Genomic DNA, 20,241 nt, shown 5'->3' with positions numbered 1-20,241 from the left:
CACGGGCGGACTCACGGGCGGGGCCACGGGCGGCGGAAGTCCGGCGGGCGCCCACGGCGGGCGGGGTCCGGCCTTCCCGCGGCGCCCGCCCCCGCGAACCTAGCATCACCTCGTCCGCCCCGGTCGCCGTCCAGCCGGGGGAGGTGCCGCCCGGCCGGCCCCCCCGGGACGGCGGCGCGGCCGTCCCGGGCGCCGGCTGCCGCGCACACCGATCGGCCGGCGCGGCCGTCCGGGCCCGGCTGCCGCGCACACCGATCGGCGGCGCGCACCCGTCCGTCACCCGGGCCGCGTGGGTTTACGGTGGTGCTGAGGGCTCTGTTCGGCCGTCGAGCGTAGCCCGGACAACCGGCTCCGCCGGACCGTACCGCTCCTGCTCGTCCGGGGGGTGCCATGAGAATCGAAATGATCCAGAGGGCCGCCGACGTGCTCTTCGACGTGCCGGACGACACGCACGAGGAGATCATCACGCTCATCGACGCGGTCACCCGGGACTCCCGGACCCACGCACCGGACCTGGCGGCCGCGTTCGGGGAGTGGTGCTGGCTGGTGTACACGGTCCACGGCGACGTCATCGAGGTGCTGGACGTCGGCTGCGCCCGCTGACCCCGGCCCGCGCGCTCCCCGCGTTTCGGCGCCTGCCGCTCAGGGAACCCGGTGCCGCACCCGCGGAAATGGGGGTACGCCGTGCCCGACACCCACCTGGCCGCCATCCGGAGCCAGGCCCTCCCGCTGACAGGACCGGCATCGCTCGACCCGCTGATGGAGCGAATCGGCGACGCACGCTACGTGCTGCTGGGCGAGGCGTCCCACGGCACCGCCGACTACTACCGGGTGCGTGACACGCTGACGCGCCGGCTCATCGAGGAGAAGGGCTTCTCCTTCGTCGCGGTGGAGGGCGACTGGCCGGACTGCCAGGCCGTGCACCGCTCCGTGGCCGCGGTGCCGGGCGCGCCCGAGGACCCGGGCGAGGTGCTCGCCGGCTTCGACCGCTGGCCCGCCTGGCTCTGGGGCAACACCGAGGTCGCCGCGTTCGCCCGCTGGCTGCGCCGGCACAACGGGGAACGGCCGGCCGAGCGGCGCGTCGGCTTCTACGGCCTGGACGTCTACAGCCTCTGGGAGTCGCTGCACGCGGTCCTCGACCACCTCCGCGCACACGACCCCGACCGGGTGGAGCACGCGCTGGAGGCGTACCGCTGCTTCGAGCCGTACGCCGGGGAACCGCAGGCCTACGTCCTGTCCACGCGGTACCTGCCCGAGGGCTGTGAGCCGCAGGTCCTCTCCCTGCTCACCGAGCTGCGGCGGCGGGCCGCACGGGCGGCCGGCGGGGGCGGCTCGCCGGAGGAGTTCGCCGCCCGGCAGAACGCCGAGGTGCTGGCCGGGGCCGAGAGCTACTACCGGGCCATGGTCGACAGCGGGCCCCAGTCCTGGAACATCCGCGACCACCACATGGCCGACACCCTGGACCGGCTGATGGACCACCACGGTCCGGACGCCAAGGCGGTGGTGTGGGCGCACAACACCCACATCGGCGACGCGCGTGCCACGGACATGGCCGACACCGGCATGGTCAACATCGGTCAGCTGGTGCGTGAACGCCACATGGGCAAGGGCGTGGTCCTGGTGGGGTTCGGCTCGCACTCCGGTACCGTGCTCGCCGCGGACGCCTGGGGCGGCGTACCGCGGATCATGGACCTGCCGCCCGCGCACCCCGGCAGCCTGGAGGACCTGCTGCACCGGGCGCTTCCGGGGGAGCGGGCGCTGTTCGTCTTCCCCCACGTGCAGCTCCAGCACCCGCACGCCGCCGGCCGGACCGAGTGGTTCCACGAGGAGCACGGCCACCGCGCGACCGGCGTGGTCCACCGGCCGCACGTCGAGCAGGTCGCCGCCTACGTGCCCACCGTCCTCGCCCAGCGCTACGACGCCTTCTGCTACCTCGACCGCACCCAGGCGCTCACCCCGCTCCAGCCCCTGGCCGAGGACAGCCGGGAGGCGCAGACCTGGCCCGTGGGCGTGTGACGGCGTGATCCGTGGGCGTGTGACGGCGTGATCCGAGGTTCTGATCCGCCCTCCGCCGGGCGTGATCCGCCCGCTCCCGCGCTCAGGCCCCTCGCAGTGCCCGGAGCACTTCCTCGTCGGTGACCTGGTCGAAGCGCTCGTACCACTGGCTGACGGCCACGAAGGTGCCCGGCCGGTGCAGGCACAGCAGTTCGTCGGCCTCTCCGCGCAGCAGGACGGCGGCCTGTGGTGAACACACCGGCACGGCCAGCACCACACGCTCGGGCGACTGGCTGCGGACCCGGCGCAGCGCGGCGCGCGCGGTCGCGCCGGCGGCCAGACCGTCGTCCACGACGATCACGGTGTGGTCCCGCAGGTCCGGAGCCGGCCGGCCCTGCCGGTACAGCTCCTCGCGACGGCGCGCCTCCGCCCGCTCCCGTGCCACCACGTCCGCCAGGGCGCTCTCGCTGAGCCCCAGCCGGTCCAGGGCGTCCGGGTCGAAGAGCGGGGGGTCCTCGCCGGTGAGCGCGCCGACGCCCACCGCCTCGCGGGACGGCGCGCCGATCGTGCGGGCGACGAGCACGTCCAGGGGCGCTTCCAGCGCGTCGGCGACCTCGCGGGCGACCACCACTCCGCCCCGGGGCAGGGCCAGCACGACCGGATGCGCGAGCGCGCCCTTCTCCTGCTGGATGCGCAGCCGCGCGGCCAGTTCCCGCCCGGCGTGCCTGCGGTCATGGAACTGCATGCCCTGTCGGCTCCTTCCATCCTCACCGGTCACCGGCGGCCGGGGCGACGCTCGGCCTCCCGGACGGCGGACGTCTGCAGCGGGCGGGTACCCGACGCCCCACCCCACCACACCCGCGGCCGCCACGGGGCACCGTTCCACCGTCGCCGACGCGGTCTCCGGCGAGGAAGCCGACCACCCGCTGTCCCGGCTGCCGGGCTCCGACGCCGACCGGCTCGCCCGTCCGGGAGCCGGGCCGAGGCGTGGCCGGGACCGGACCGCGGGGCCCGCGGCGACCGGTAGGTTACGTGCGACTACCCTCAAGTAGCCCGGCTGCCGGGTCGGTTCGGCCGTCGGCCCGGTGCACACGACCAAGGCGGGAGGCGGCATCCCTTGCGTGCCATGCGGTTCGAGCGGTTCGGCGGTCCGGAGGTCCTGGAGGAGGTCGAGGCGCCGGACCCGGTGGCGGGGCCGGGCGAGACCCTGGTCGAGGTGGAGGCCGCGGGCGTCAACTTCGGCGACATCAAGGACATCGCCGGTGAGCTGACCGACGGCCCCTACGCGATGCAGGGGCCCCTGCCGCGCATCCCCGGCATGGAGGTCGTCGGCCGGACCGCCGACGGCCGGCGGGTCCTCGGCTACGTCCGCCAGGGCGGCTACGCCGCGAAGGCCGTCGTCGCCGACCGGGACCTCGCCCCGCTGCCGCGGGAGGTGCGTGCGGGTGAGGCCCTGGCACTCCTCGTGCAGGGCCTGACCGCGTGGCACCTGCTGAGGTCGGTGGCGCGCCTGCGGGCGGGGGAGAGCGTCGTGGTCCACGCCGCCGCGGGCGGGACCGGCAGCCTGGTGGTGCAACTGGCCCGCGAGTTCGGGGCGGGCCGGATCATCGCCACGGCGTCGTCCGAGGAGAAGCGGGCCTTCGCCCTGGAACTGGGCGCCGACGTCGCCGTCGACGGAGCGGCGGAGGGCTACCGGGAGCGCGTCCTGGACGCCAACCAGGGCCGGCCGGTCGACATCGTCCTGGACGCCGTAGGGGGACCCGTGCTCGACGCCGCCCTGGACACCCTCGGCTTCCTGGGGCGGCTGATCACCTACGGGTCCTCGTCCCGGCAGCCCGCCACCCCCGTGCCGCCGGCCCGCCTCGCCGTGCGGAACGCCGCCGTCGCCGGCTTCTGGGTCACTCCGCTCCTCGCCCGGACCGGGGCGGGCGGTGCGGCGCTGGAGGAGCTGATCGACCTCACCGCACGGCACCGCCTCCGGCCGCTGGTCGGCTCGGAGTACGACCTGGGAAGCGCCGCCGCCGCCCACGCCGATCTCCTGGGCCGCCGCTCGAAGGGCAAACTCGTCCTGCTTCCCTGAGCCTGCCCCTAGGCGGTCTGGGCCTTGTCGTACAGGGCCTTGACCACGTCACCGAAGTAGGGGCCGAACATCCGGTTCGGCAGGAAGGTGTAGCCGAAGCTGTTCACGGAGACCTGCAGGCCGGTCCCGGACGCCTCGGTGAAGCCGGTGAACCAGGGGCCGCCGCTGGAGCCGCCCGTCATGTTGCAGCCCAGGCCGTGGTCCTGCGAGAACAGGAAGTCCTTCGAGCTGGTGCCGCTGCAGTAGACGAGCTTCGTGCCGTCGTACGGCGACGCCGCCGGGAAACCGAAGGAGTACATCGGCTTGGTGTAGCCGCCGTTGAACTGGATGCCCTGGGCGCCGACGACCGAGGTGAGGGTCCTGCCGTTCACGGGGCTGACGACCGCGGCTCCGACGTCGTAGTTGATGTCCTCGCTCGCCTCCCACTGCGGGGTGGTCAGCGTCGTGGCCGCGGTCCACTGGCCGTACGGCGCGTTGCCGTTGTCGTATCCGGGGACGAAGACCCAGTTGGTGTGCCAGCTGCCCTGGTACTTCACGCAGTGCCCGGCCGTGAGGACCGTGCTGGAGTTCTGGCTGGTCACGGCGTTGCCGGTGCAGGAGGCGGTGCGCCCTTGGAAGGTGAAGAACACCCGCCCGGAGGTCGCGGTCACGGCGCCGCCGCCGGTCCACGGGCCACCGGCCTGCGGGAAGGAGGCGAGGGAGGGGCGGGTGGGTGCGACGGTGGTCGAAGGTCCGTGGCGCCCGGGGGACTTGAGGCGTTCGGCCGCCTTCCCGCTCAGCAGCAGGTCGAGGGGGGTGGCGCCGCGCATGCGCTCGGCGGTCCAGAAGGCGCGGGCCCGGTGCTGTGCGGCCGCCGAGGCGGTGCGGGCGGCGGCCGCCGGCGCGGAGGGCGCCGCGCCGGCGGCCCCGGCCTGGACGAGGCCGCCGGCGAACAGGGCTCCGACGGCCAACAGAATGCCCGCGGCGGTGCGATGGCGTCTCACGCAGGTCTCCTTCTGCCGTGCCCCGACCGGTCGGGTCCGGGCAGGGTGGGGGAACGAAGAACGGTGCGGATGGACGTGCGTGAGGCAGAGTGCCACGGGAACCGTGAGATGTCAGGAGCACGTAAAAGACGATTCCGCGGGGGCGGGTCAGCGGCCGGGGCGGCGCAGCAGGAGGTCGGCGACGACCGGGCGGTGGTCCGAGGCGGTGGTCGCCCACACCCGCGCGCCGGTGACGGAGACCTCCGGGGAGACGGTCACGAGGTCGATCCGCCTGACCGGGCCGGCCGCCGGGTAGGTCCTGCCGCCGTCCGGAGCGGCGTCGGCCAACGGACCCCACAGCCTGGCCAGTTCGGGGGCGCCCGGTTCGGCGTTGAAGTCCCCGAGGAGTACCTTCGGGCCCGCGTCCTCGGCCAGGACGGCCAGCATGTCGTCGACCTGGGCACGCCGGACGGAGGGGTCCGTACGGTAGTCCAGGTGGGTCGTGTACACGTGCACGGCGGCGCCCCGGACCCGGACCGTCACCTCGGCGAAGCCCGGAGCGGGCGCCGGCACCGGATCCGGGGTCTGCGTGGACAGCCGGGTGATCTCGTGGTTCTGCGCGTCCCGCACCGGATACCGGCTCAGGACGGCGACCCCGTACTGCCGCCGTTCCCCGTCCGCCGTCGCGGGAGGGAGGTCGTAGATCGGCGCGAAGAAGACCCGCATGCGCAGCCGCATGGCCAACTCCCGGGCCTCGTCCGCGAAGCCGCTCCGGGCTCCCCAGTGCACGTCGACCTCCTGGAGGCCGATCACGTCGGCGCCGAGGGCCCGGATCGCCGCCGCCGTGCGGTCGAGGTCGAAGACGTTGTCCTCGCCGGCTCCGGCATGGATGTTGTAGGTCGCCACGCGCAGCGGGACGCGCGCCGCGCCCGGTCCGGTGCCGGCCGCCCGGTCCGCCGCCGAGGCGCCCGGCGCCGCCGCGCCGAGCGCGGCGGTGACGGCGAGCACGACGGCGAGCACACGGCGGGCGGGGCGTCGGGGTGTGCGGTCCACTGGTCCTCCCATGGTGGTCCGGTAGGTGTGCGGGGGCTCAACGCGCCGGTGCGGGCGCCGGGTTGCCCTGGTGAGTGAAGGCCGCCCAGTGATGGAGGTCGCGCAGATCGGCGCGGCCGGCCTCACGCCGGAGCGGGTCGTCCAGGTCGAACGGGAGCGTGCGGTGCGGGTCGAGCATCCACGACTGGGCGGCGCGCAGGGCGTCGGGCGGGGCCAGCCCGCCGGCCGTGAGGTGGTGGTGGAAGACGGCCATCATCACGGCGGTCGGACCGTCCCGCACCGCCCACCGCGATCCCACGACATCCGCGGCACCCCGCGTGACCAGCGCGGTGGCCAGGGTCAGCGCCTCGTCGTGCTGCCGGGCGCTCAGATCGGTCTCGCAGGCGCTGAGCACCACCAGCGGGCCGGCGGTGTCCGGCGGTACGTCGGCGACCCCGTCCAGGATGCCCGCCACGGTGAGCCGGCCGGACTCCGGGCCCGCGCCGGGCGGTCCGGCCAGCCGCAGCGCGGAGTCCGTGGGCCGTGACGCGGCCCGGGCGTGACAGGCCAGGTGGACCACGGACGCCGGTGACGCACCGCCGGGCAGCACCGCGAGCAGCTCCGCCGGCGTTCCCGCGGCGTCCGGTTCCTCCCCGCTGCCGAGGAACTCGCCGTAGCGCAGCGCCCGGGGATAGCAGCAGGCGCGCAGCGCCTCCGCCTCCACCTCGGCCCAGGGCAGGGTCAGTTCCGGGTCCGCGACGAGCACCTGCCGCCCGTCGGCGGGGGACATGCGCCGTCGGCCGGCCGCGGTGAGGAACTGGGTGCCGGACGGCGCATAGCTGATCACGGCCTCCTGGCAGGCGTACCGGTGCCCGTGTCCGCCGGCGCTCCCCGTCCGCGCGGCGTGCCACGGTACGACGCCCAGCCGGCCGCACGGCACCAGCACGATCCGCGGCGGCCGGCCGGACGGGAACGCGGCGGCCGGCGGCGGACCCACCGCCGAGAGCACCGGCCCCATCACCGCCGGCCAGGCCCAGTCGCACAGTTCCCGCAGCGAGGCCTGCCAGTCCATCTCGAAGGCGGCCCGGAACGACGCGTGCATGGTCGGGTGGACGAGCGCCCGGGAACGCGAGGCCGCCGCTTTGAGGTACCGCTCCAGCGGTGCGCAGCCGGGGCGGATCAGCTCCGGCAGCGCGAGCAGGGCGGGCTCGGCGCCGGGGCGCACGATGAGCGCGTGGCCGGGGAACGAGCCGCCGGGCCCACGGGGCAGGGGCACCCCGGCCACCAGATAGACCAGCGCGTCGGCACCCGAGGCGGCGAGGCCCTCGGTGAGCGCGGCCACGTCCGCCGTGCCCGCCAACTGGCGGACGCCCCGGCGCCGCCCGGGGCGGGACCGGACACCGAGGACGGCCAGGACGTCACGGCGCAGGACACTGGGCACCGGCGGACCGCCGGCCCGGCCGGCCGGCGGGTCGCCGGTGCCCGGCCGCAGCGGGTCGGCGCGGACCTGGGCCCGCCACCGCCGGGCCAGTCCGGGGTGGCCCGCGGCGTCGAGGAGCTCGGGGATGCCGCGGGAGGCGAGCGTGGCCTGGTGCACCAGGCCACGCCCCCTCTCCAGGTCGGCCACCGCGTCGGCCGGCCGGCGCAGGAGGATGGCGGCCCACGCCAGCCGCTCCGCCAGCATGTCGCCGTTGAGGGCCGCCGTCAGGCCGTGGTCGGCCCCGGTCTGGAGCAGGACGTCGGCGGCCAGTTCGCCCAGCGCCTCCCGGGTGATCTCCACGAACGCCCGCTCGTCCGCTGCCCGCTGCGGCCCGCGCCGGGCGGCCCGCATCATGTGGGCCTCGGCCAGTTTCGTCAGGACGTCCACCTTGTGGTGTCCGCCCCGCCCCTCGGCGAGCAGCGCGCGGGCGCGGGTCAGCTGGGTGATGGCGGCGTCCAGCAGCGGCGGGTGGTTCAGGCCGCGTGTGACGGACAGGAGCAGCCGCATGCCCAGCTGGGCGCGCCGGTCGTACTCGTGCTCGTGGTAGGCCGGTGGTTCCTCCAGCTCACTGCCGATCCGGTCGACCCAGCGCCCGAGGTCCTGCAGTTCGGCGGCGACGTCCAGCGGCCCGGCCGGCCCCGGTTCCGTACCCGGGCCGGCCCGTCGCCCGTCCGCGCACAGCTCCTCCAGCTCCTCCAGCCGCCGTGCCAGCTCGCCGCGCCACCTGCTGTCCGCGGGCAGCGCGGCGTGCCGGGCGCGCAGTTCCTCCATCAGCGGTGGCAGCGCCTCCCGGTTCCCGGTGCGCCGCGCGTGGCGCAGCTCCAGGTCCGCGGTGGACAGCAGCAGCTCCAGGACGAACGGCGCGTCGGGCGGCAGTGAGCCGTCGTGCCGCAGCCTCGCACCCAGTTCGCGCAGGGTGGCCAGGGAGCTGTCCGCGTCGTGGAAGCTGCCGCCGTGCGCGGCGGCCTGCTCCTGGATCTCGGCGAGTTCCACCCGCAGGGCCATGACCCACCAGGAGTCCGGCGGGCTCGCGTCGATCGCCTCCCCGAGCACGGTGGCGGCGTCCTCCAGGTATCCGGGGTCGCCGGTCCGGTAGGCCAGCATCCGGTCGATGCGGGCCGCGTGCCGCCGCTCGTACACGCCGATCTCGAGAGCGAAGTCCCGCACACTCCCGTTGAGGAAGGCGGCCAGACCGGGCTCCAGGGTGAGGCCGAGCGGCCAGTCCCGCAGTCGGTCGCGGTGGGCGTCGGCCGGGTCCGGCGCGGGCCGCTCCACGGTGGCGAAGTCGGCCGATCCCGGCTCCGCGATCTCCAGCGCGGCCACCAGATGGGCGTGCAGCCTGGCCACCCGGGCCCGTTCGGGTGCGTCCGCCGGCAGGGCGCGGAGCGACCCCAGCACCAGGCCGGCGGCGCGGCGGAGCCCGTCGGCACCGGCCGGCCCGCCGGTGCCGGTCCGGCGCAGCAGCGCCGAGGCTTCCTGGTCCGGCTCCACCACCTCGCTGCGGGACTGGTCGTTCCCGGAGCCCAGCGTCGCGCTCAGCCAGACCAGGACCCGGGTGTACTGCGCCGTGCTGCGGACGCGGGCCAGGGCCACCAGGCCGCGGACGGCGTCGAGCAGTGCCGCCTCCGTGTCTGCGCCGTCCTGCCGGGGTGCGGCGGTGCCGGTGTCCGTGTCGTTCGTGTCCTCCGTGTCAGCGCCGTCCTGCCGGGGCGCCGTGCTGCCGGTGTCCGCCGCCTCGACGGCGGGCGTTTCCGTCCCGGGCAGGTCCATCTCGACCAGGCCGGGGTTCAGCATGCGCTCGATGACGTGCCGGACGTTCGCGGTCCGCTGCCGGAACTCCGCGTCGAGCGGGGCCTCGGCGATCCGGCAGGCGACCTCCCCGGCCTCGGTGAGGTCCCGGCGCAACGACTCGGTCAGCAGGTCCGCGCCCTGTCCGGCGGTGAGCAGCGCGTCCCGCAGCACGGTGTGGCTGCCGTCGGCGCGGGGCATGGCCCAGGGCACGAGCAGGAAGACCAGCATCATCCGGGCCTGCACGACGAGCAGGTCGTCCGGCTCACCGTGGCGATCCACCCACCGCAGGCGCCGCAGCACCTCGTCCCGCTCCCGTGAGGCGGAGTCCGACGGCGTGTGCTCGCCCCTGAGCAGGCAGTACGTACCGACCACCAGACTCAGGAAGACGAAGACGCCGGAGAAGTCCTCCCCGTGCTCCCGCAACGCCGTCTCGACGCGGTTCAGCCGGTGGGCCACCGGAACCAGTGCATCCGCCGACCGGTTCGTGGTGTCGTCCAACAGCCGGCGGGCCTCCCGGACGGCTTCGGCCGACTCGCGTCGTCGTTCCGCCGCCCCGGCGCCGTCCCCGTCCCGCGGTACCTCGCTGACCATCGGCTCCCCCGCCGCACGCCCGCCTCGTTCCGGCATCATGCCCGGCGGGGGAGCCGGTTGACCACCGAGGCGTCGAGTTCCGCAAGCGCTCCCGACCGGGGCGCGGCCGGTCGGGTCCGTGCCGGTTTCGGGGTACACGCGGGACAGGGATCAGGCGGTCGGCGAGCGGGTGTCGCGAGGCACGCCGCCGCGAACACGGTGACTATGAAGGGACACGGTGACGGCGAAGAGCGTGCGCCGTCGAAGGAACGCGGGTGAGGCGCCCACGCGGCGCGTCCTCCCACCGGGTGGGAGAGGAGCACGGGGATGGGCACGACGGACACCTCACGACCCGGCCGGGGCCGCCCCCTGGCCGGTGCCGGCACGTCACCCACCGGACTGCTCGACCTGCTGAACGTCGCCGCGGTGGTGCTGGACACCAACGGTCGCGTCGTGTTCTGGAGCCCCCAGGCGGAGGATCTGTTCGGTTACACCGCCGAGGAGGCGCTCGGCCGGTTCGCGGTGCAACTGCTGGTGAACGAGGAGCACCGCGACGAGGTGATCACACTGTTCGCCGAGGTCATGGGGTCCGGTACCGACTGGGCGGGGGCCTTCCCGGTCCGGCACAAGGACGGCAGCACCCGGTTGGTCGAGTTCCGCAACATGCGGCTGCTGGACGACCTCGGTGACACCTACGCCCTGGGCCTGGCCGTGGACCAGGCGACCGTGGCCCGTGTCGAGCGGGGCGTCGCCCTCTCCGCGCGCCTGGTCACCCAGTCGCCGGTCGGCCTGGCCATCCTCGATCCCGGCCTGCGCTACCTGACCGTGAACCCGGCGCTGGAACGCATCCACGGCCGCTCCGCCGCCGAACACCTCGGCCGGCGGGTCCCCGACGTCCTGACCTTCCTGGACGCCGAGGCCATCGAGGACGAGCTGCGCCAGGTCCTGGCGACCGGAGAGCCGGTGACCGACCGGTACGTCGTCGGCCGTCCCCCCTCCGACCCGCACCGCGAGCACGCCTGGTCCGTGTCGATGCACCGGCTGGAGGACGCGGCCGGCCGGGTGCTCGGCGTGGCCACGTCCGTCATCGACATCACGGAGCGCCACGAGGCGACCATCGCGGCGACCCGGGCCCGGAACCGGCTGGCCATGATCGCGGGCGCCTCCGCGGCCATCGGTTCGACCCTCGACGTGGAGCAGACGGCGCACGAGCTGGCCGGCGTCGTCGTACCGGACCTGGCCGACGTCGCCACCGTCCACGTCCTCGACAGCATCCTGCGCGGGCGCACCCCCTCGGTCGCCGGGCCCGCCCGCTTCCGCGCCGTCGCCGTCGCCGCGGCCCACGCCCCCGAGGCGCACATCACCGACCCGCCCGGAGAACTCATCCGGTACGACGGCGACCGCCTGCTCACCCGCTGTGTGCGCACCCGCCGGCCGGTACGGGTCGCCGCGACCACCCGCGACGACCTGCGCCGCATCGCCCGCAGCAGCGAGGCCGCCGCGCTCCTGGAGAGCACGGGCGTGCACTCGTACCTCGCCGTCCCGCTCCTGGCCCGCGGGGAGGTGCTGGGCGCCCTGAGCCTCGAACGCACCCGCACCCCCGCGCCGTTCGACGAGGACGACACGCTCCTCGCCTGCGAGCTGGCCGGCCGTGCCGCGATCTGCATCGACAACGCCCGCTGGTACCAGAGCGCCCGCAACACCGCCCTCACCCTCCAGCGCCGGCTGCTCCCGCAGCTGCCGTCCCGGCTGCCGGGCCTCTCGATCGCCTGCCGCTACCTGCCGGCCGGGGCCTCCAGCGAGATCGGCGGTGACTGGTTCGACGCCATGCGGCTGGCCGGGGACAGGAGCGCCCTCGTCGTCGGCGACGTCATGGGCAGCGGCATCAACGCCGCCGCCAGCATGGGCCAGCTGCGCAGCGCCACCCGCGCGTTCGCCGGACTCGACCTCGACCCGGCGGAGGTGCTCCGGCAGCTCGACCGCCTGACCGAGGACGTCGAGCACACCATCGCCACCTGCGCCTACTGCCGCTACGACCCCGAGCGGGGCCGGTGCCGCATCAGCCTCGCCGGTCATCTGCCCCCGGCCCTCGTCCGGTCCGGCCGGCCGGCGCAGCTGCTCGACCTGCCGTCCGGGGTACCGCTGGGGGTCGGCGGTACGGCCTTCACGACGACCGAGTTCCCCTTCCGCCCCGGCGACCAGCTCGCGCTCTACACCGACGGGCTGGTGGAGACCCGCCGCGACCCGATCGACGCCCGCCTCGGCACCCTCCTCGACGTCCTGACCGCCACGGCCGACCGGGACCTGGGGGAGACGTGCGACCGGGTCCTGGAGACACTCCGGCCGCCCGGGGGTGACGACGACGTCGCGCTGCTGGTGGCACGGGTGGAGTCCTGAGGAGCCTGCCGCGCCCCGCCGTGGCCGGGAGTCACCCGCGCCTCGGAGTCACCCCGTGCCCTGGAGCCCTCAGGTCACCCGTGTGGTCAGCGTGGGTACGGCCCGACGATCGTGCCGCCGGCCGGCTGCCGCCGGGCCCCGGCACACGACCGGTCAGCCGGCCCACTCCAGCAGGCGCTCGCCGGTCTCGGGGGCCCGCAGCCGGCCGAGGGACTCCTTCTCCAGCTGACGGACGCGTTCCCGGGTCAGCCCCACCTGGTCGGCCACCTGCTGCAGCGTGCGGGGCTGCCCGTCGTGCAGGCCGTAGCGCAGACTGAGGATCATGGCCTCGCGGGGTGCCAGCAGGCCCAGGGCGTCCCTCAGGTCCTCGGCGAGCGCCCGGTACTCGGCCACCGCGGGGGCCTGGAGCACGTCGGCGGCGGGGACGAGGTCGCCCACCACGGTCTCCCCTGCGTCGTCCACGGGGGTGTCGAGGCTCAGCGTCTGCCGGCCGACCCGGCGCAGCCAGGCCACCCGGCCCTCGTCGAAACCGCTCTCCCGGGCGACCTCGCCGTCCGTCGGCTCATGACCGAGGCGCAGCTGGAGCCGCCGTTCCGCCTTCGCGAGCTTCTGCAGCTCCTCCACGACGTGCATGGGCAGCCGCACGGTACGGGCGTGCTGGGCCAGGCCCCGTTCGATCGCCTGGCGGATCCACCAGGTGGCGTAGGTGGAGAACTTGAAGCCCTTGGTGTGGTCGAACTTCTCCACGGCCCGGATCAGCCCCAGGTTGCCCTCCTGGATCACGTCGAGCAGGGGCACGCCCCGGTGCGCGTGCCGTTTGGCGATCGACACCACCAGCCGCAGGTTGGCCCGGATCATGTGGTCCTTGGCGTGCCAGCCGTCCCGCACGACCGCGTCCAGCTCCCGGCGCCGTTCCGGCGGCGGGCGCCACTCGCCGGCCTCGGCCCGCTCCAGCTCCTCGGCGGCGTGCACCCCGGCCTTGATGCGCCGGGCCAGCCGCACCTCGTCCTCGGCGGTGAGCAGCGGGGTCGCGGCGATCTGGGCGAGGTACTGGCCGAGCAGGTCCGGGTCGTCGCCGGTCTCGTGGACCCTGCTCCGCGGACGCGCGGAGCGGGCGGCGGCACGGCGGCGTTCTCGGGGATCCGCGACGGCGGATCGTGCCGGCGCAGGCATGGTTCCGGCCCTCCGTCCCTGACGATCGCTGTGCGTCGTCTCTCTGTCTCCGGTGGCGTGCCGGGTACCCGGGCGGGACGCCGTGACACAGGCGGGACGGCGCCGTCCGTCCGGAACCGCGTCCTCGGCACGGGGTACCCGCCCCGCCGGCGTCACCCCCGCTCGGGCCGCTGCGTGAGGGCGGCGAAGCGGTCGACGTCGATGTTGCCGCCGGACGCGATGACGCCGATCCGCCGCGGCGGGTTCTCGACGCGTCCGGCCAGCAGCGCGGCCAGCGGAGTGGCGCCGCTGGGCTCCAGGACGGTCTTGAGGCGTTCGAAGGCGAAGCGCATCGCGGTGACGATCTCGGCGTCGCTGACGAGCGCGATGGAGTCGACCAGGCGCTGGTTGATGGGGAAGGTGATCTCGCCGGGGGTGTCCAGGGCCTGGCCGTCGGCGATGGTGCGGGGGACCGGCACGGTCACGCGTGCCCCGGCCTCCAGGGACCGCTTGGTGTCGTCGCCCGCCTCCGGTTCGACGCCGATGACGCGGATCCCGGGATGCAGGGCCGTCGCGGCGGTCGCACTGCCGGCGATGAGGCCGCCGCCCCCCACGGGCACCAGGAGGGCGTCCAACGGGCCGGTCTCCTCCAGGAGTTCCAGCGCGGCGGTGCCCTGCCCGGCGATGACGTCGGGGTGGTCGTAGGGCGGGATCAGGGTCAGTCCGCGCTCCTCGGCCAGGGCGTGGGCGAGCGCGGAGCGGTCCTGGGTGTAGCGGTCGTAGGTGACGACCTCCGCCCCGTAGCCGAGGGTCGCCGCCAGCTTGGAACGCGGCGCGTCCTCGGGCATCACGATGACGGCCGTGGTGCCCAGTTCCCGGGCGGCCAGCGCGGTGGCCTGGGCGTGGTTGCCGGACGAGTAGGCCGCGATGCCCTTCGCCCGCTGCTCGGCGGTCAGCCGGGCGATGGCGTTGTAGGCGCCGCGGAACTTGAAGGCGCCCATCCGCTGGTGGTTCTCGGCCTTGATGAACACCTCCGCGCCGACCAGGGAGTCCAGGGTGCGGGAGGTGAGGACGGGCGTGCGGTGGGCGATGCCCCGGAGGCGGGCGGCGGCCTCGCGGACGTCGGCGAACGAAACGGGCGGTGCGGCGGTGGCCATGGGGGTCCTCGGGATGTCCTCGACGGGCGGGGGAAGGGGCGGCAGACGGCTCACCAGCCGGTGACGCGTGGCCAGTATGCCGTGATCATCGGGGCGGGCGCCGCCGGGCCGTGGGCGCCGTCCACGACGTGGTACCCCTGGTGCTGGGCGGCGGTGGCGCAGGCGTGGTTGGGCAGGATCCGCAGCCGGGTGCCGATGGGCAGCTCGGGCAGGACGGCTCCGTTCCGGGCGGTGAGCGTGCCGTGCTCCTGGCTGGCCGCGGTCATGACCACGTCCGGGATCGGCGTGCCGTCCAGGTCGGTGACCAGACCGTAGCCCTGGTCCTGCGGCTGGGCGGAGGTGCCCCGGTCGCGGGACATCGCCATCCAGCCGCCGTCGGTGACGATCCATCCGTACTCGGGGCGGTGACCGATGACGGTGACCACCACCGACAGGGCGAGGTCGTCCAGCTCGCACACACCGAGGCCGGCCATCACCAGGTCGAAGAAGACGTAGGTGCCGGCGCGCAGTTCGGTGACCCCGGTGAGGTCGTCGGCCGCGTGCGCGGTGGGGGTGGAGCCCACGCTGACGGTGGGCACGGGCAGGCCGGCCGCGCGCAGCCGCTCGGCCGCGGCGACCGCGGCCTCGCGCTCGTTCAGCGCCGCCGCGCGCCGCTCCTCGGCGGTGTGGCAGTGGTACGACTCGCCCGCGTGGGTCAGTACGCCGTCCAGGCAGCCCGCGTCGTGCAGGATCCGGGCGATCCCGGGGAGTCCGGGGGCGTCGGGCCTGAGGCCGCCTCGGTGGCCGTCGCAGTCGATCTCGATCTGGGCGGGAAGGGCGACCCGGGCCTCCCGCGCGGCCGTGGCGACGAACGTCGCCTGCTCGGTGCTGTCCAGCAGGACGCGCAGCGTGACGCCCCGGCGCACCAGGGCGACCACCCGCGGGAGTTTGTGCGGCTCGATGCCGACGGCGTACGTGAGGTCGCGGTAGCCGGCGGCGGCGAACGCCTCGGCCTCGGCGAGGGTGGAGACGGTGACGGGGCCCGGGGTGCCGTCGTGCAGGAGGGCGGCGGCGTCGAGGCTCTTGGCCGTCTTCACGTGCGGACGCAGCACGACCCCGAGCCGCTCCGCCCGCGCCCGCAGCCGGGCGATGTTGCGCCGGACCCTGTGTACGTCGACGACGGCGAACGGGGTGTCGGGACCGGCCAGGGTCCGGGCGCCGGAGGAGACGGCGGCGGAGGTGACAGCGGGAGGGGAGGGGGACGGCGGGGTGGAGGGGGCGGAGGGGGTGGAGGGGGCGCTGGTCATGGTCGGGTGACCCTTCACTTCGCGTAGTTGTAGACCGTGGCCCGGGAGACGCCGAGCAGGTCCGCGATGGTCTGGGCGGCGTCGCGCGAGTCGAAGTAGCCGTCGCGCTGGAGCTGTCGTACGAGGGCCTTCTTGTCCTCCCGGCTCAGTGAGCGGGGCGTGGCGGCGCGCTCGGCGGCACGGGCCTCCACCACCTGGCGCAGCTCGCGTGCGGTGCGGTCCCGCAGGGTCTCCAGCGGCTGGTCGCGGTGGTCGGTGTCCGTGGCCACGAGGTTGGACAGCGCGAGGGTCACCGGGGACAGGACGGACACGTCCAGGTTCAGACACAGCGCCGCGATGTACTCGCCGGCGGCGTTCTTGATGCCGATGGACGTGCTCTTCGCCGGGCGGCCGTCGGGGAACCGGTTGGGGTAGTTCTGGATGACGCTGGGGTACTGCGGGTCGGCGATCCGGGCCAGTCCCAACTCCGTGGCGCTGTCGCCGACCTGACGGCCCGACAGGTTGTTCTCGATCGCGCGGATCGCGTGGTCGGGGTCCCGCAGGTCGTGCAGCACCACCTCGCACAGGCCGGGGAACATGCGGCCCAGCGCGACGGCGATCTTCTCGGCCTCCCGGATCAGGTGCTCGTCCGTACCGTCCTCGCCCACACCGGCCTCCGGTTCGACTAATCGTCCAGATCTGGACAGGTAGTCTAGGAATGGGGGTGCGCCGCGTCAAGCGGGCACGGCAGAGGGGCGGGACGGCACAGGGGCGGAACGGCACGGGAACCTCCGGAACGGAACGCCTCCTCCGCGGCTCGGAACGCCCCTCAGTACCGTGGGACACAGCAGGTTCGACACGTTCCACCGAGGGGGACACATGGCCGACCGGTCCGGCACGGAGCACCAGTTGTGGCTGCGCAGTTTCCACCAGGCGGCACCGGGAGCGCCGCGGCTGCTGTGCCTGCCGCACGCCGGTGGCTCCGCGAGCTTCTACTTCCCCGTCTCCAAGGCGCTGTCGCCGGCGGTGGATGTGCGTGCGGTGCAGTATCCCGGCCGGCAGGACCGCCACCTGGAGACTCCCCTGGACTCCGTCCAGGACCTCGCCCGGGGCGTGTTCGGCGCGCTGGACGAGCGGGACGGCACACCGCTCGCCCTCTTCGGGCACAGCATGGGCGCCATGGTCGGCTTCGAGCTGGCCCGGCTCCTGGAGGACGCCGGGCGGCCGCCCGCGGTGTTCTTCGTCTCCGGCCGCCGGGGGCCCTCCGTCGAGCGGCCCGAGGGCGTCCCCCAGGGCGACGACGCGCGGCTGATCGAGGAGGTCACCAGGCTCGGCGGCACCGACGCGGCCGTGCTCCGGGACGAGGAGATGCTGAGCATGATCCTGCCCGTGCTGCGGGCGGACTACCGTGCGGTGGAGACGTACCGGCACACCCCCGGGCCACGGCTGAGCTGTCCCTTCGTCGCGCTGACGGGCGACGCCGACCCCCGCGTGACCCCCGAGGAGGCCCGGACCTGGTCACAGGAGACCGACGGCCCGTTCGAGCTGCACGTGTACCCCGGGGACCACTTCTATCTGGTGGCCCAGCAACAGGCCGTACTGGCCCGGATCGAGACCACGCTGCGACGGCTCGCCTCCGGAACCGGAGCCGCGGTCTGATCCGGCCTCGGATTCGACCGCCCTCGGGCCGGACGGGCCGGACGGTACGACGCGGGCGGCACCGGTGGACCGGTACCGCCCGGCGGGGTGTGCGTCAGGCGACGACCGTGGCGGACTCGATGACCACGGTCTCCGTGGGGACGTCCTGGTGGCCCATCCGGCTGCCCGTCTTGACCGCCTTGATGGAGTCGACGACGTCCTTGCCCTCGACGACCTTGCCGAACACGGCGTAACCCCAACCGGTCGGCGTCTTCGCCGAGTAGTTGAGGAAGGCGTTGTCCGAAACGTTGATGAAGAACTGGGCCGTCGCGGAGTGCGGGTCGTTCGTCCGCGCCATCGCCACGGTGTAGTTGTCGTTCTTCAGACCGTTGTCGGCCTCGTTCTGGATCGGCGCCTGGGTGCGCTTCTGGTCCATGTCCGGGGTGAAACCGCCGCCCTGGATCATGAAGCCGTTGATCACCCGGTGGAAAATCGTGCCGTCGTAATGGCCGCTGCGCACGTACGACAGGAAGTTCTCGACGGTCTTGGGCGCCTCGGCGTCGTTGAGTTCCAGCACGATCTGGCCGAAGTTCGTCTTCAGCGCGACTTTCGACATCGATATCTCCTCATTCCGGTGGGGCTCGCCCACGTCTACGGTACGGAATATAGGATCACAGGTCGCACGCACCGCGCGGCAGCGCCCCGTGGTTCGAACGGCCATCCGGGTGTCTCAGGACAGCCGGGGAGCGTCCCCCGGGCCCGGGGGAAGGGCCAGGTGGGCGAGGTCCTCCGGCGGGGGCGTTCTCACCGGCCACAGCGGAGCCGCCTGCCCGTCGGCGAGCGCGGCCGGCGCGTCGGTGAGGTTCATCCGCTCGCGCAGCCGGCCGTAGAAGTCCATCGGACCGAGCCGCACGGCCTTCAGCCTGCGCGGTGCGGCGTACACGCCGATCCAGTCGCCGGGGCTCAGCACCCCGCGCAACTGGCCGTCGATGCTGACCGCGGCCTGGCCCGACCGTTCCAGCACGCGCAGCGCGACGGGCTCGTCCGGCGCGGCCACCACCGAACGGTTGAACACCATGTGCGGTGCGACCGGGGTGAAGACCAGTCCCTCCGCGCGGGGCGAGACCACCGGACCGCCCGCGGCGAAGCTGTACGCCGTGGAGCCCGTGGGCGTGGCCACCAGCAGCGCGTCGGCCGAGTAGCAGGCCAGGAGCCGGCCCGCCAGATAGACCGCGACCGACACCTGCCGGTCCCGGGCCAGCTTCTCCACGACCACGTCGTTCAGCGCGGTGACGTTCAGGGCGACACCCCAGTCACCGCCCGCCTCGCACTCCGTGCGCACCCGCGGCGGCGGCAGCATGGGCCCGCGGCCGTACCGCAGCAGCGCCTCCATCTGTGCGGGCACCTCCAGCCGGCACGACGCCCGCAGGGTCAGCAGCATCCGGCTCTCGACGTCGATCCGCTCCTCCCGTACGGCGTCCAGCGCGGCCCGCACCGACGTGGCCGGTACCTCCGTGAGGAAGCCGACCCGGCCGAGGTCGACACCGAGCACCAGGGCGTCGTTCTCGGCCGCCAGCCGGGCCCCGCGCAGGAACGTGCCGTCACCGCCCAGGGTGACGACGAGGTCCGGGTCGCCCGCGCCGGCCATCTCCTCGCGGGCGCTGTGCCGGGCGCCCTCCTGCCAGACGTCGATGTCCGCGCATCCCACGGCGTGCTCGGCGCACCACGCGCGCACGGCCCGCGCGGCGGCCACCGCCTCGGCGCGCCCGCCGTGCACGACCAGGCCGACACGGTTCACCGTCATACCCGCACACCCGCCTCCCAGTCGGTTCGTCCGGGCGCCATCCTCGCCGCGGACCGCGCCGCCCCGGCGCGCGCCACGCCGCCCGGTGGCCACCGCGCGGCCTTCCGTGCACCTCCGGCCCTGGTTTGTCACCGGCGTGTCACAACGGCCGGACCGGGGAACCCGGGGCCCCGGCACCCGGTCTGTGCGGGTGAGCACCGGCGACCTGCCGGTCGCTCCGACCACACACCACGGACAATCGGGGGATCCCATGCACCACCGACACACCAGCCGCGTCACCGTGACGGCCCTGGCCGCCGTCGCCGCCACCCTGTCGCTGACGGCCTTCCAGTCGGCGAGCAGCAGGGCAGCGGGTACGGCCCCGACGCCGAAGGCTCCCGCCGCCACCGTGGCGGCCGCGGCGACCGCCGGGTCGGCCGAGGCCGCCGCGCCCGTCCGCGTCTCCCTGGTCGCCCACACCACCTCCCGTGCCACGCCGGCCTGCGCGGCCAAGGCGCTGGAGGCGTCGGCGTACCAGTCCGCCGTCCGGCCGCGGGGCACGGGCACCGGGGCCGCGGTCGTCCAGTTCAAGAACGTCTCCTCGGCGGCGTGCGTGCTGCGCGGCCACCCGACGGTGGCCGGGGCGGGCAACGGCTCGCCGCAGCGGTCCGTCCCGCTGAAGGTGACCCCCAAGGGCACCGCGACCACCGTGCGCCTCGCACCGGGCGGCAAGGCGTGGCTGAAGCTGACCTTCGTCCAGGTGCAGGGCGAGGCGGACGGTTACTGCGTCTCCGGCGCGACCCCGTCCGTGTTCCCGACGCTGGTGGTCGGCCTGCCGAAGGCGGGCAAGCACCAGGTCGCCCTGGACGACGGCTGGTTCGCCGAGTGCGACAACAAGGTCACCGCGACGGCGGTGTCGAAGGTGAAGCCCGCCTGACC

General features: G+C 74.6%; 16 protein-coding genes. 6 read left to right on the top strand and 10 right to left on the bottom strand.

All coding sequences use genetic code 11. The annotated features are described in order from the left end of the window. The first annotated feature begins 402 nt into the window (after nt 1–402). On the top strand, nt 403–603 hold the full coding sequence (locus IEZ20_RS12270; RefSeq protein ID WP_229896029.1) for a hypothetical protein: 201 nt from the start codon (nt 403–405) through the stop codon (nt 601–603). 81 nt (nt 604–684) lie between these two features. After that, on the top strand, nt 685–2,016 hold the full coding sequence (locus tag IEZ20_RS12265) for an erythromycin esterase family protein (RefSeq protein WP_229896028.1): 1,332 nt from the start codon (nt 685–687) through the stop codon (nt 2,014–2,016). A gap of 82 nt (nt 2,017–2,098) precedes the next feature. On the opposite strand, the gene IEZ20_RS12260 is transcribed toward IEZ20_RS12265, so the two are convergent. Continuing rightward, the gene (locus tag IEZ20_RS12260; protein ID WP_189297521.1) at nt 2,099–2,740 is read right to left on the bottom strand and encodes a phosphoribosyltransferase; all 642 of its coding nucleotides are present in this window, start codon (nt 2,738–2,740) and stop codon (nt 2,099–2,101) included. A 381-nt stretch (nt 2,741–3,121) separates the two neighbouring features. Here IEZ20_RS12260 and IEZ20_RS12255 point away from each other — a divergent pair, with 381 nt between their 5' ends. Further along, nucleotides 3,122–4,075 carry a quinone oxidoreductase family protein gene (locus tag IEZ20_RS12255; protein ID WP_308434657.1) on the top strand — a complete coding sequence of 318 codons (954 nt, stop codon included), beginning with the start codon at nt 3,122–3,124 and terminating at the stop codon, nt 4,073–4,075. A gap of 8 nt (nt 4,076–4,083) precedes the next feature. Here IEZ20_RS12255 and IEZ20_RS12250 read toward each other — a convergent pair whose 3' ends face one another. The 3 genes from IEZ20_RS12250 to IEZ20_RS12240 form a co-directional block, all read right to left on the bottom strand. After that, nucleotides 4,084–5,058: a trypsin-like serine peptidase gene (locus IEZ20_RS12250; RefSeq protein ID WP_189297518.1), complete on the bottom strand. Its 975-nt coding sequence runs from the start codon at nt 5,056–5,058 to the stop codon at nt 4,084–4,086. 147 nt (nt 5,059–5,205) lie between these two features. Then, nucleotides 5,206–6,090, bottom strand: a complete 885-nt coding sequence (locus IEZ20_RS12245; protein WP_229896027.1) for an endonuclease/exonuclease/phosphatase family protein — start codon at nt 6,088–6,090, stop codon at nt 5,206–5,208. Nucleotides 6,091–6,127: 37 nt separating this feature from the next. Continuing rightward, nucleotides 6,128–9,931: a CHAT domain-containing protein gene (locus tag IEZ20_RS12240; protein WP_189297514.1), complete on the bottom strand. Its 3,804-nt coding sequence runs from the start codon at nt 9,929–9,931 to the stop codon at nt 6,128–6,130. Nucleotides 9,932–10,237: 306 nt separating this feature from the next. Between IEZ20_RS12240 and IEZ20_RS12235 the strand changes: the two genes are divergently transcribed. After that, nucleotides 10,238–12,307: a SpoIIE family protein phosphatase gene (locus IEZ20_RS12235; RefSeq protein WP_189297512.1), complete on the top strand. Its 2,070-nt coding sequence runs from the start codon at nt 10,238–10,240 to the stop codon at nt 12,305–12,307. Nucleotides 12,308–12,460: 153 nt separating this feature from the next. On the opposite strand, the gene IEZ20_RS12230 is transcribed toward IEZ20_RS12235, so the two are convergent. The 4 genes from IEZ20_RS12230 to IEZ20_RS12215 all read right to left on the bottom strand — a co-directional run bounded on the left by IEZ20_RS12230 (nt 12,461) and on the right by IEZ20_RS12215 (nt 16,549). After that, the gene (locus tag IEZ20_RS12230) at nt 12,461–13,480 is read right to left on the bottom strand and encodes a sigma-70 family RNA polymerase sigma factor (RefSeq protein ID WP_189297510.1); all 1,020 of its coding nucleotides are present in this window, start codon (nt 13,478–13,480) and stop codon (nt 12,461–12,463) included. Between the two features lie 152 nt (nt 13,481–13,632). Continuing rightward, nucleotides 13,633–14,616: a threo-3-hydroxy-L-aspartate ammonia-lyase gene (locus tag IEZ20_RS12225; RefSeq protein WP_189297508.1), complete on the bottom strand. Its 984-nt coding sequence runs from the start codon at nt 14,614–14,616 to the stop codon at nt 13,633–13,635. A 50-nt stretch (nt 14,617–14,666) separates the two neighbouring features. Then, on the bottom strand, nt 14,667–15,902 hold the full coding sequence (locus tag IEZ20_RS12220; RefSeq protein WP_189297505.1) for an alanine racemase: 1,236 nt from the start codon (nt 15,900–15,902) through the stop codon (nt 14,667–14,669). Between the two features lie 14 nt (nt 15,903–15,916). Beyond that, nucleotides 15,917–16,549 (bottom strand): helix-turn-helix transcriptional regulator, encoded by a 633-nt coding sequence (locus tag IEZ20_RS12215; RefSeq protein WP_189297503.1) that lies wholly within the window; start codon nt 16,547–16,549, stop codon nt 15,917–15,919. A gap of 211 nt (nt 16,550–16,760) precedes the next feature. Between IEZ20_RS12215 and IEZ20_RS12210 the strand changes: the two genes are divergently transcribed. Further along, nucleotides 16,761–17,540, top strand: a complete 780-nt coding sequence (locus tag IEZ20_RS12210) for a thioesterase II family protein (protein ID WP_305809421.1) — start codon at nt 16,761–16,763, stop codon at nt 17,538–17,540. Nucleotides 17,541–17,634: 94 nt separating this feature from the next. Here IEZ20_RS12210 and IEZ20_RS12205 read toward each other — a convergent pair whose 3' ends face one another. Together IEZ20_RS12205 and IEZ20_RS12200 are read right to left on the bottom strand one after the other, a co-directional pair. After that, nucleotides 17,635–18,135, bottom strand: coding sequence for a peptidylprolyl isomerase (locus tag IEZ20_RS12205; protein WP_189297501.1), 501 nt, complete (start codon nt 18,133–18,135; stop codon nt 17,635–17,637). Between the two features lie 114 nt (nt 18,136–18,249). Next, a complete protein-coding gene (locus tag IEZ20_RS12200; protein ID WP_189297499.1) occupies nt 18,250–19,323 on the bottom strand; it encodes an NAD(+)/NADH kinase in 1,074 nt (357 codons plus the stop codon). A 250-nt stretch (nt 19,324–19,573) separates the two neighbouring features. Here IEZ20_RS12200 and IEZ20_RS12195 point away from each other — a divergent pair, with 250 nt between their 5' ends. Continuing rightward, complete coding sequence (locus tag IEZ20_RS12195; RefSeq protein ID WP_189297497.1) at nt 19,574–20,239, top strand: DUF4232 domain-containing protein; 666 nt, start codon at nt 19,574–19,576, stop codon at nt 20,237–20,239. Nucleotides 20,240–20,241: the final 2 nt, after the last annotated feature.

Source organism: Streptomyces cinerochromogenes (genome assembly GCF_014648635.1).
Classification (GTDB): Bacteria; Actinomycetota; Actinomycetes; order Streptomycetales; family Streptomycetaceae; genus Streptomyces; species Streptomyces cinerochromogenes.
Note: the sequence above shows the minus strand (reverse complement) of the source record. Positions and strands in the feature narration are given on the sequence as shown.

Excerpts from the sequence above, each read along its gene's own strand:
- IEZ20_RS12225 (WP_189297508.1), bottom strand. The coding sequence starts at position 14,616 with ATGGCCACCGCCGCACCGCCCGTTTCGTTCGCCGACGTCCGCGAGGCC.
- IEZ20_RS12200 (WP_189297499.1), bottom strand. The coding sequence starts at position 19,323 with ATGACGGTGAACCGTGTCGGCCTGGTCGTGCACGGCGGGCGCGCCGAG.
- IEZ20_RS12240 (WP_189297514.1), bottom strand. The coding sequence starts at position 9,931 with ATGGTCAGCGAGGTACCGCGGGACGGGGACGGCGCCGGGGCGGCGGAA.
- IEZ20_RS12235 (WP_189297512.1), top strand. The coding sequence starts at position 10,238 with ATGGGCACGACGGACACCTCACGACCCGGCCGGGGCCGCCCCCTGGCC.
- IEZ20_RS12205 (WP_189297501.1), bottom strand. The coding sequence starts at position 18,135 with ATGTCGAAAGTCGCGCTGAAGACGAACTTCGGCCAGATCGTGCTGGAA.
- IEZ20_RS12220 (WP_189297505.1), bottom strand. The coding sequence starts at position 15,902 with ATGACCAGCGCCCCCTCCACCCCCTCCGCCCCCTCCACCCCGCCGTCC.
- IEZ20_RS12255 (WP_308434657.1), top strand. The coding sequence starts at position 3,122 with ATGCGGTTCGAGCGGTTCGGCGGTCCGGAGGTCCTGGAGGAGGTCGAG.
- IEZ20_RS12230 (WP_189297510.1), bottom strand. The coding sequence starts at position 13,480 with ATGCCTGCGCCGGCACGATCCGCCGTCGCGGATCCCCGAGAACGCCGC.
- IEZ20_RS12260 (WP_189297521.1), bottom strand. The coding sequence starts at position 2,740 with ATGCAGTTCCATGACCGCAGGCACGCCGGGCGGGAACTGGCCGCGCGG.
- IEZ20_RS12210 (WP_305809421.1), top strand. The coding sequence starts at position 16,761 with ATGGCCGACCGGTCCGGCACGGAGCACCAGTTGTGGCTGCGCAGTTTC.
- IEZ20_RS12270 (WP_229896029.1), top strand. The coding sequence starts at position 403 with ATGATCCAGAGGGCCGCCGACGTGCTCTTCGACGTGCCGGACGACACG.
- IEZ20_RS12195 (WP_189297497.1), top strand. The coding sequence starts at position 19,574 with ATGCACCACCGACACACCAGCCGCGTCACCGTGACGGCCCTGGCCGCC.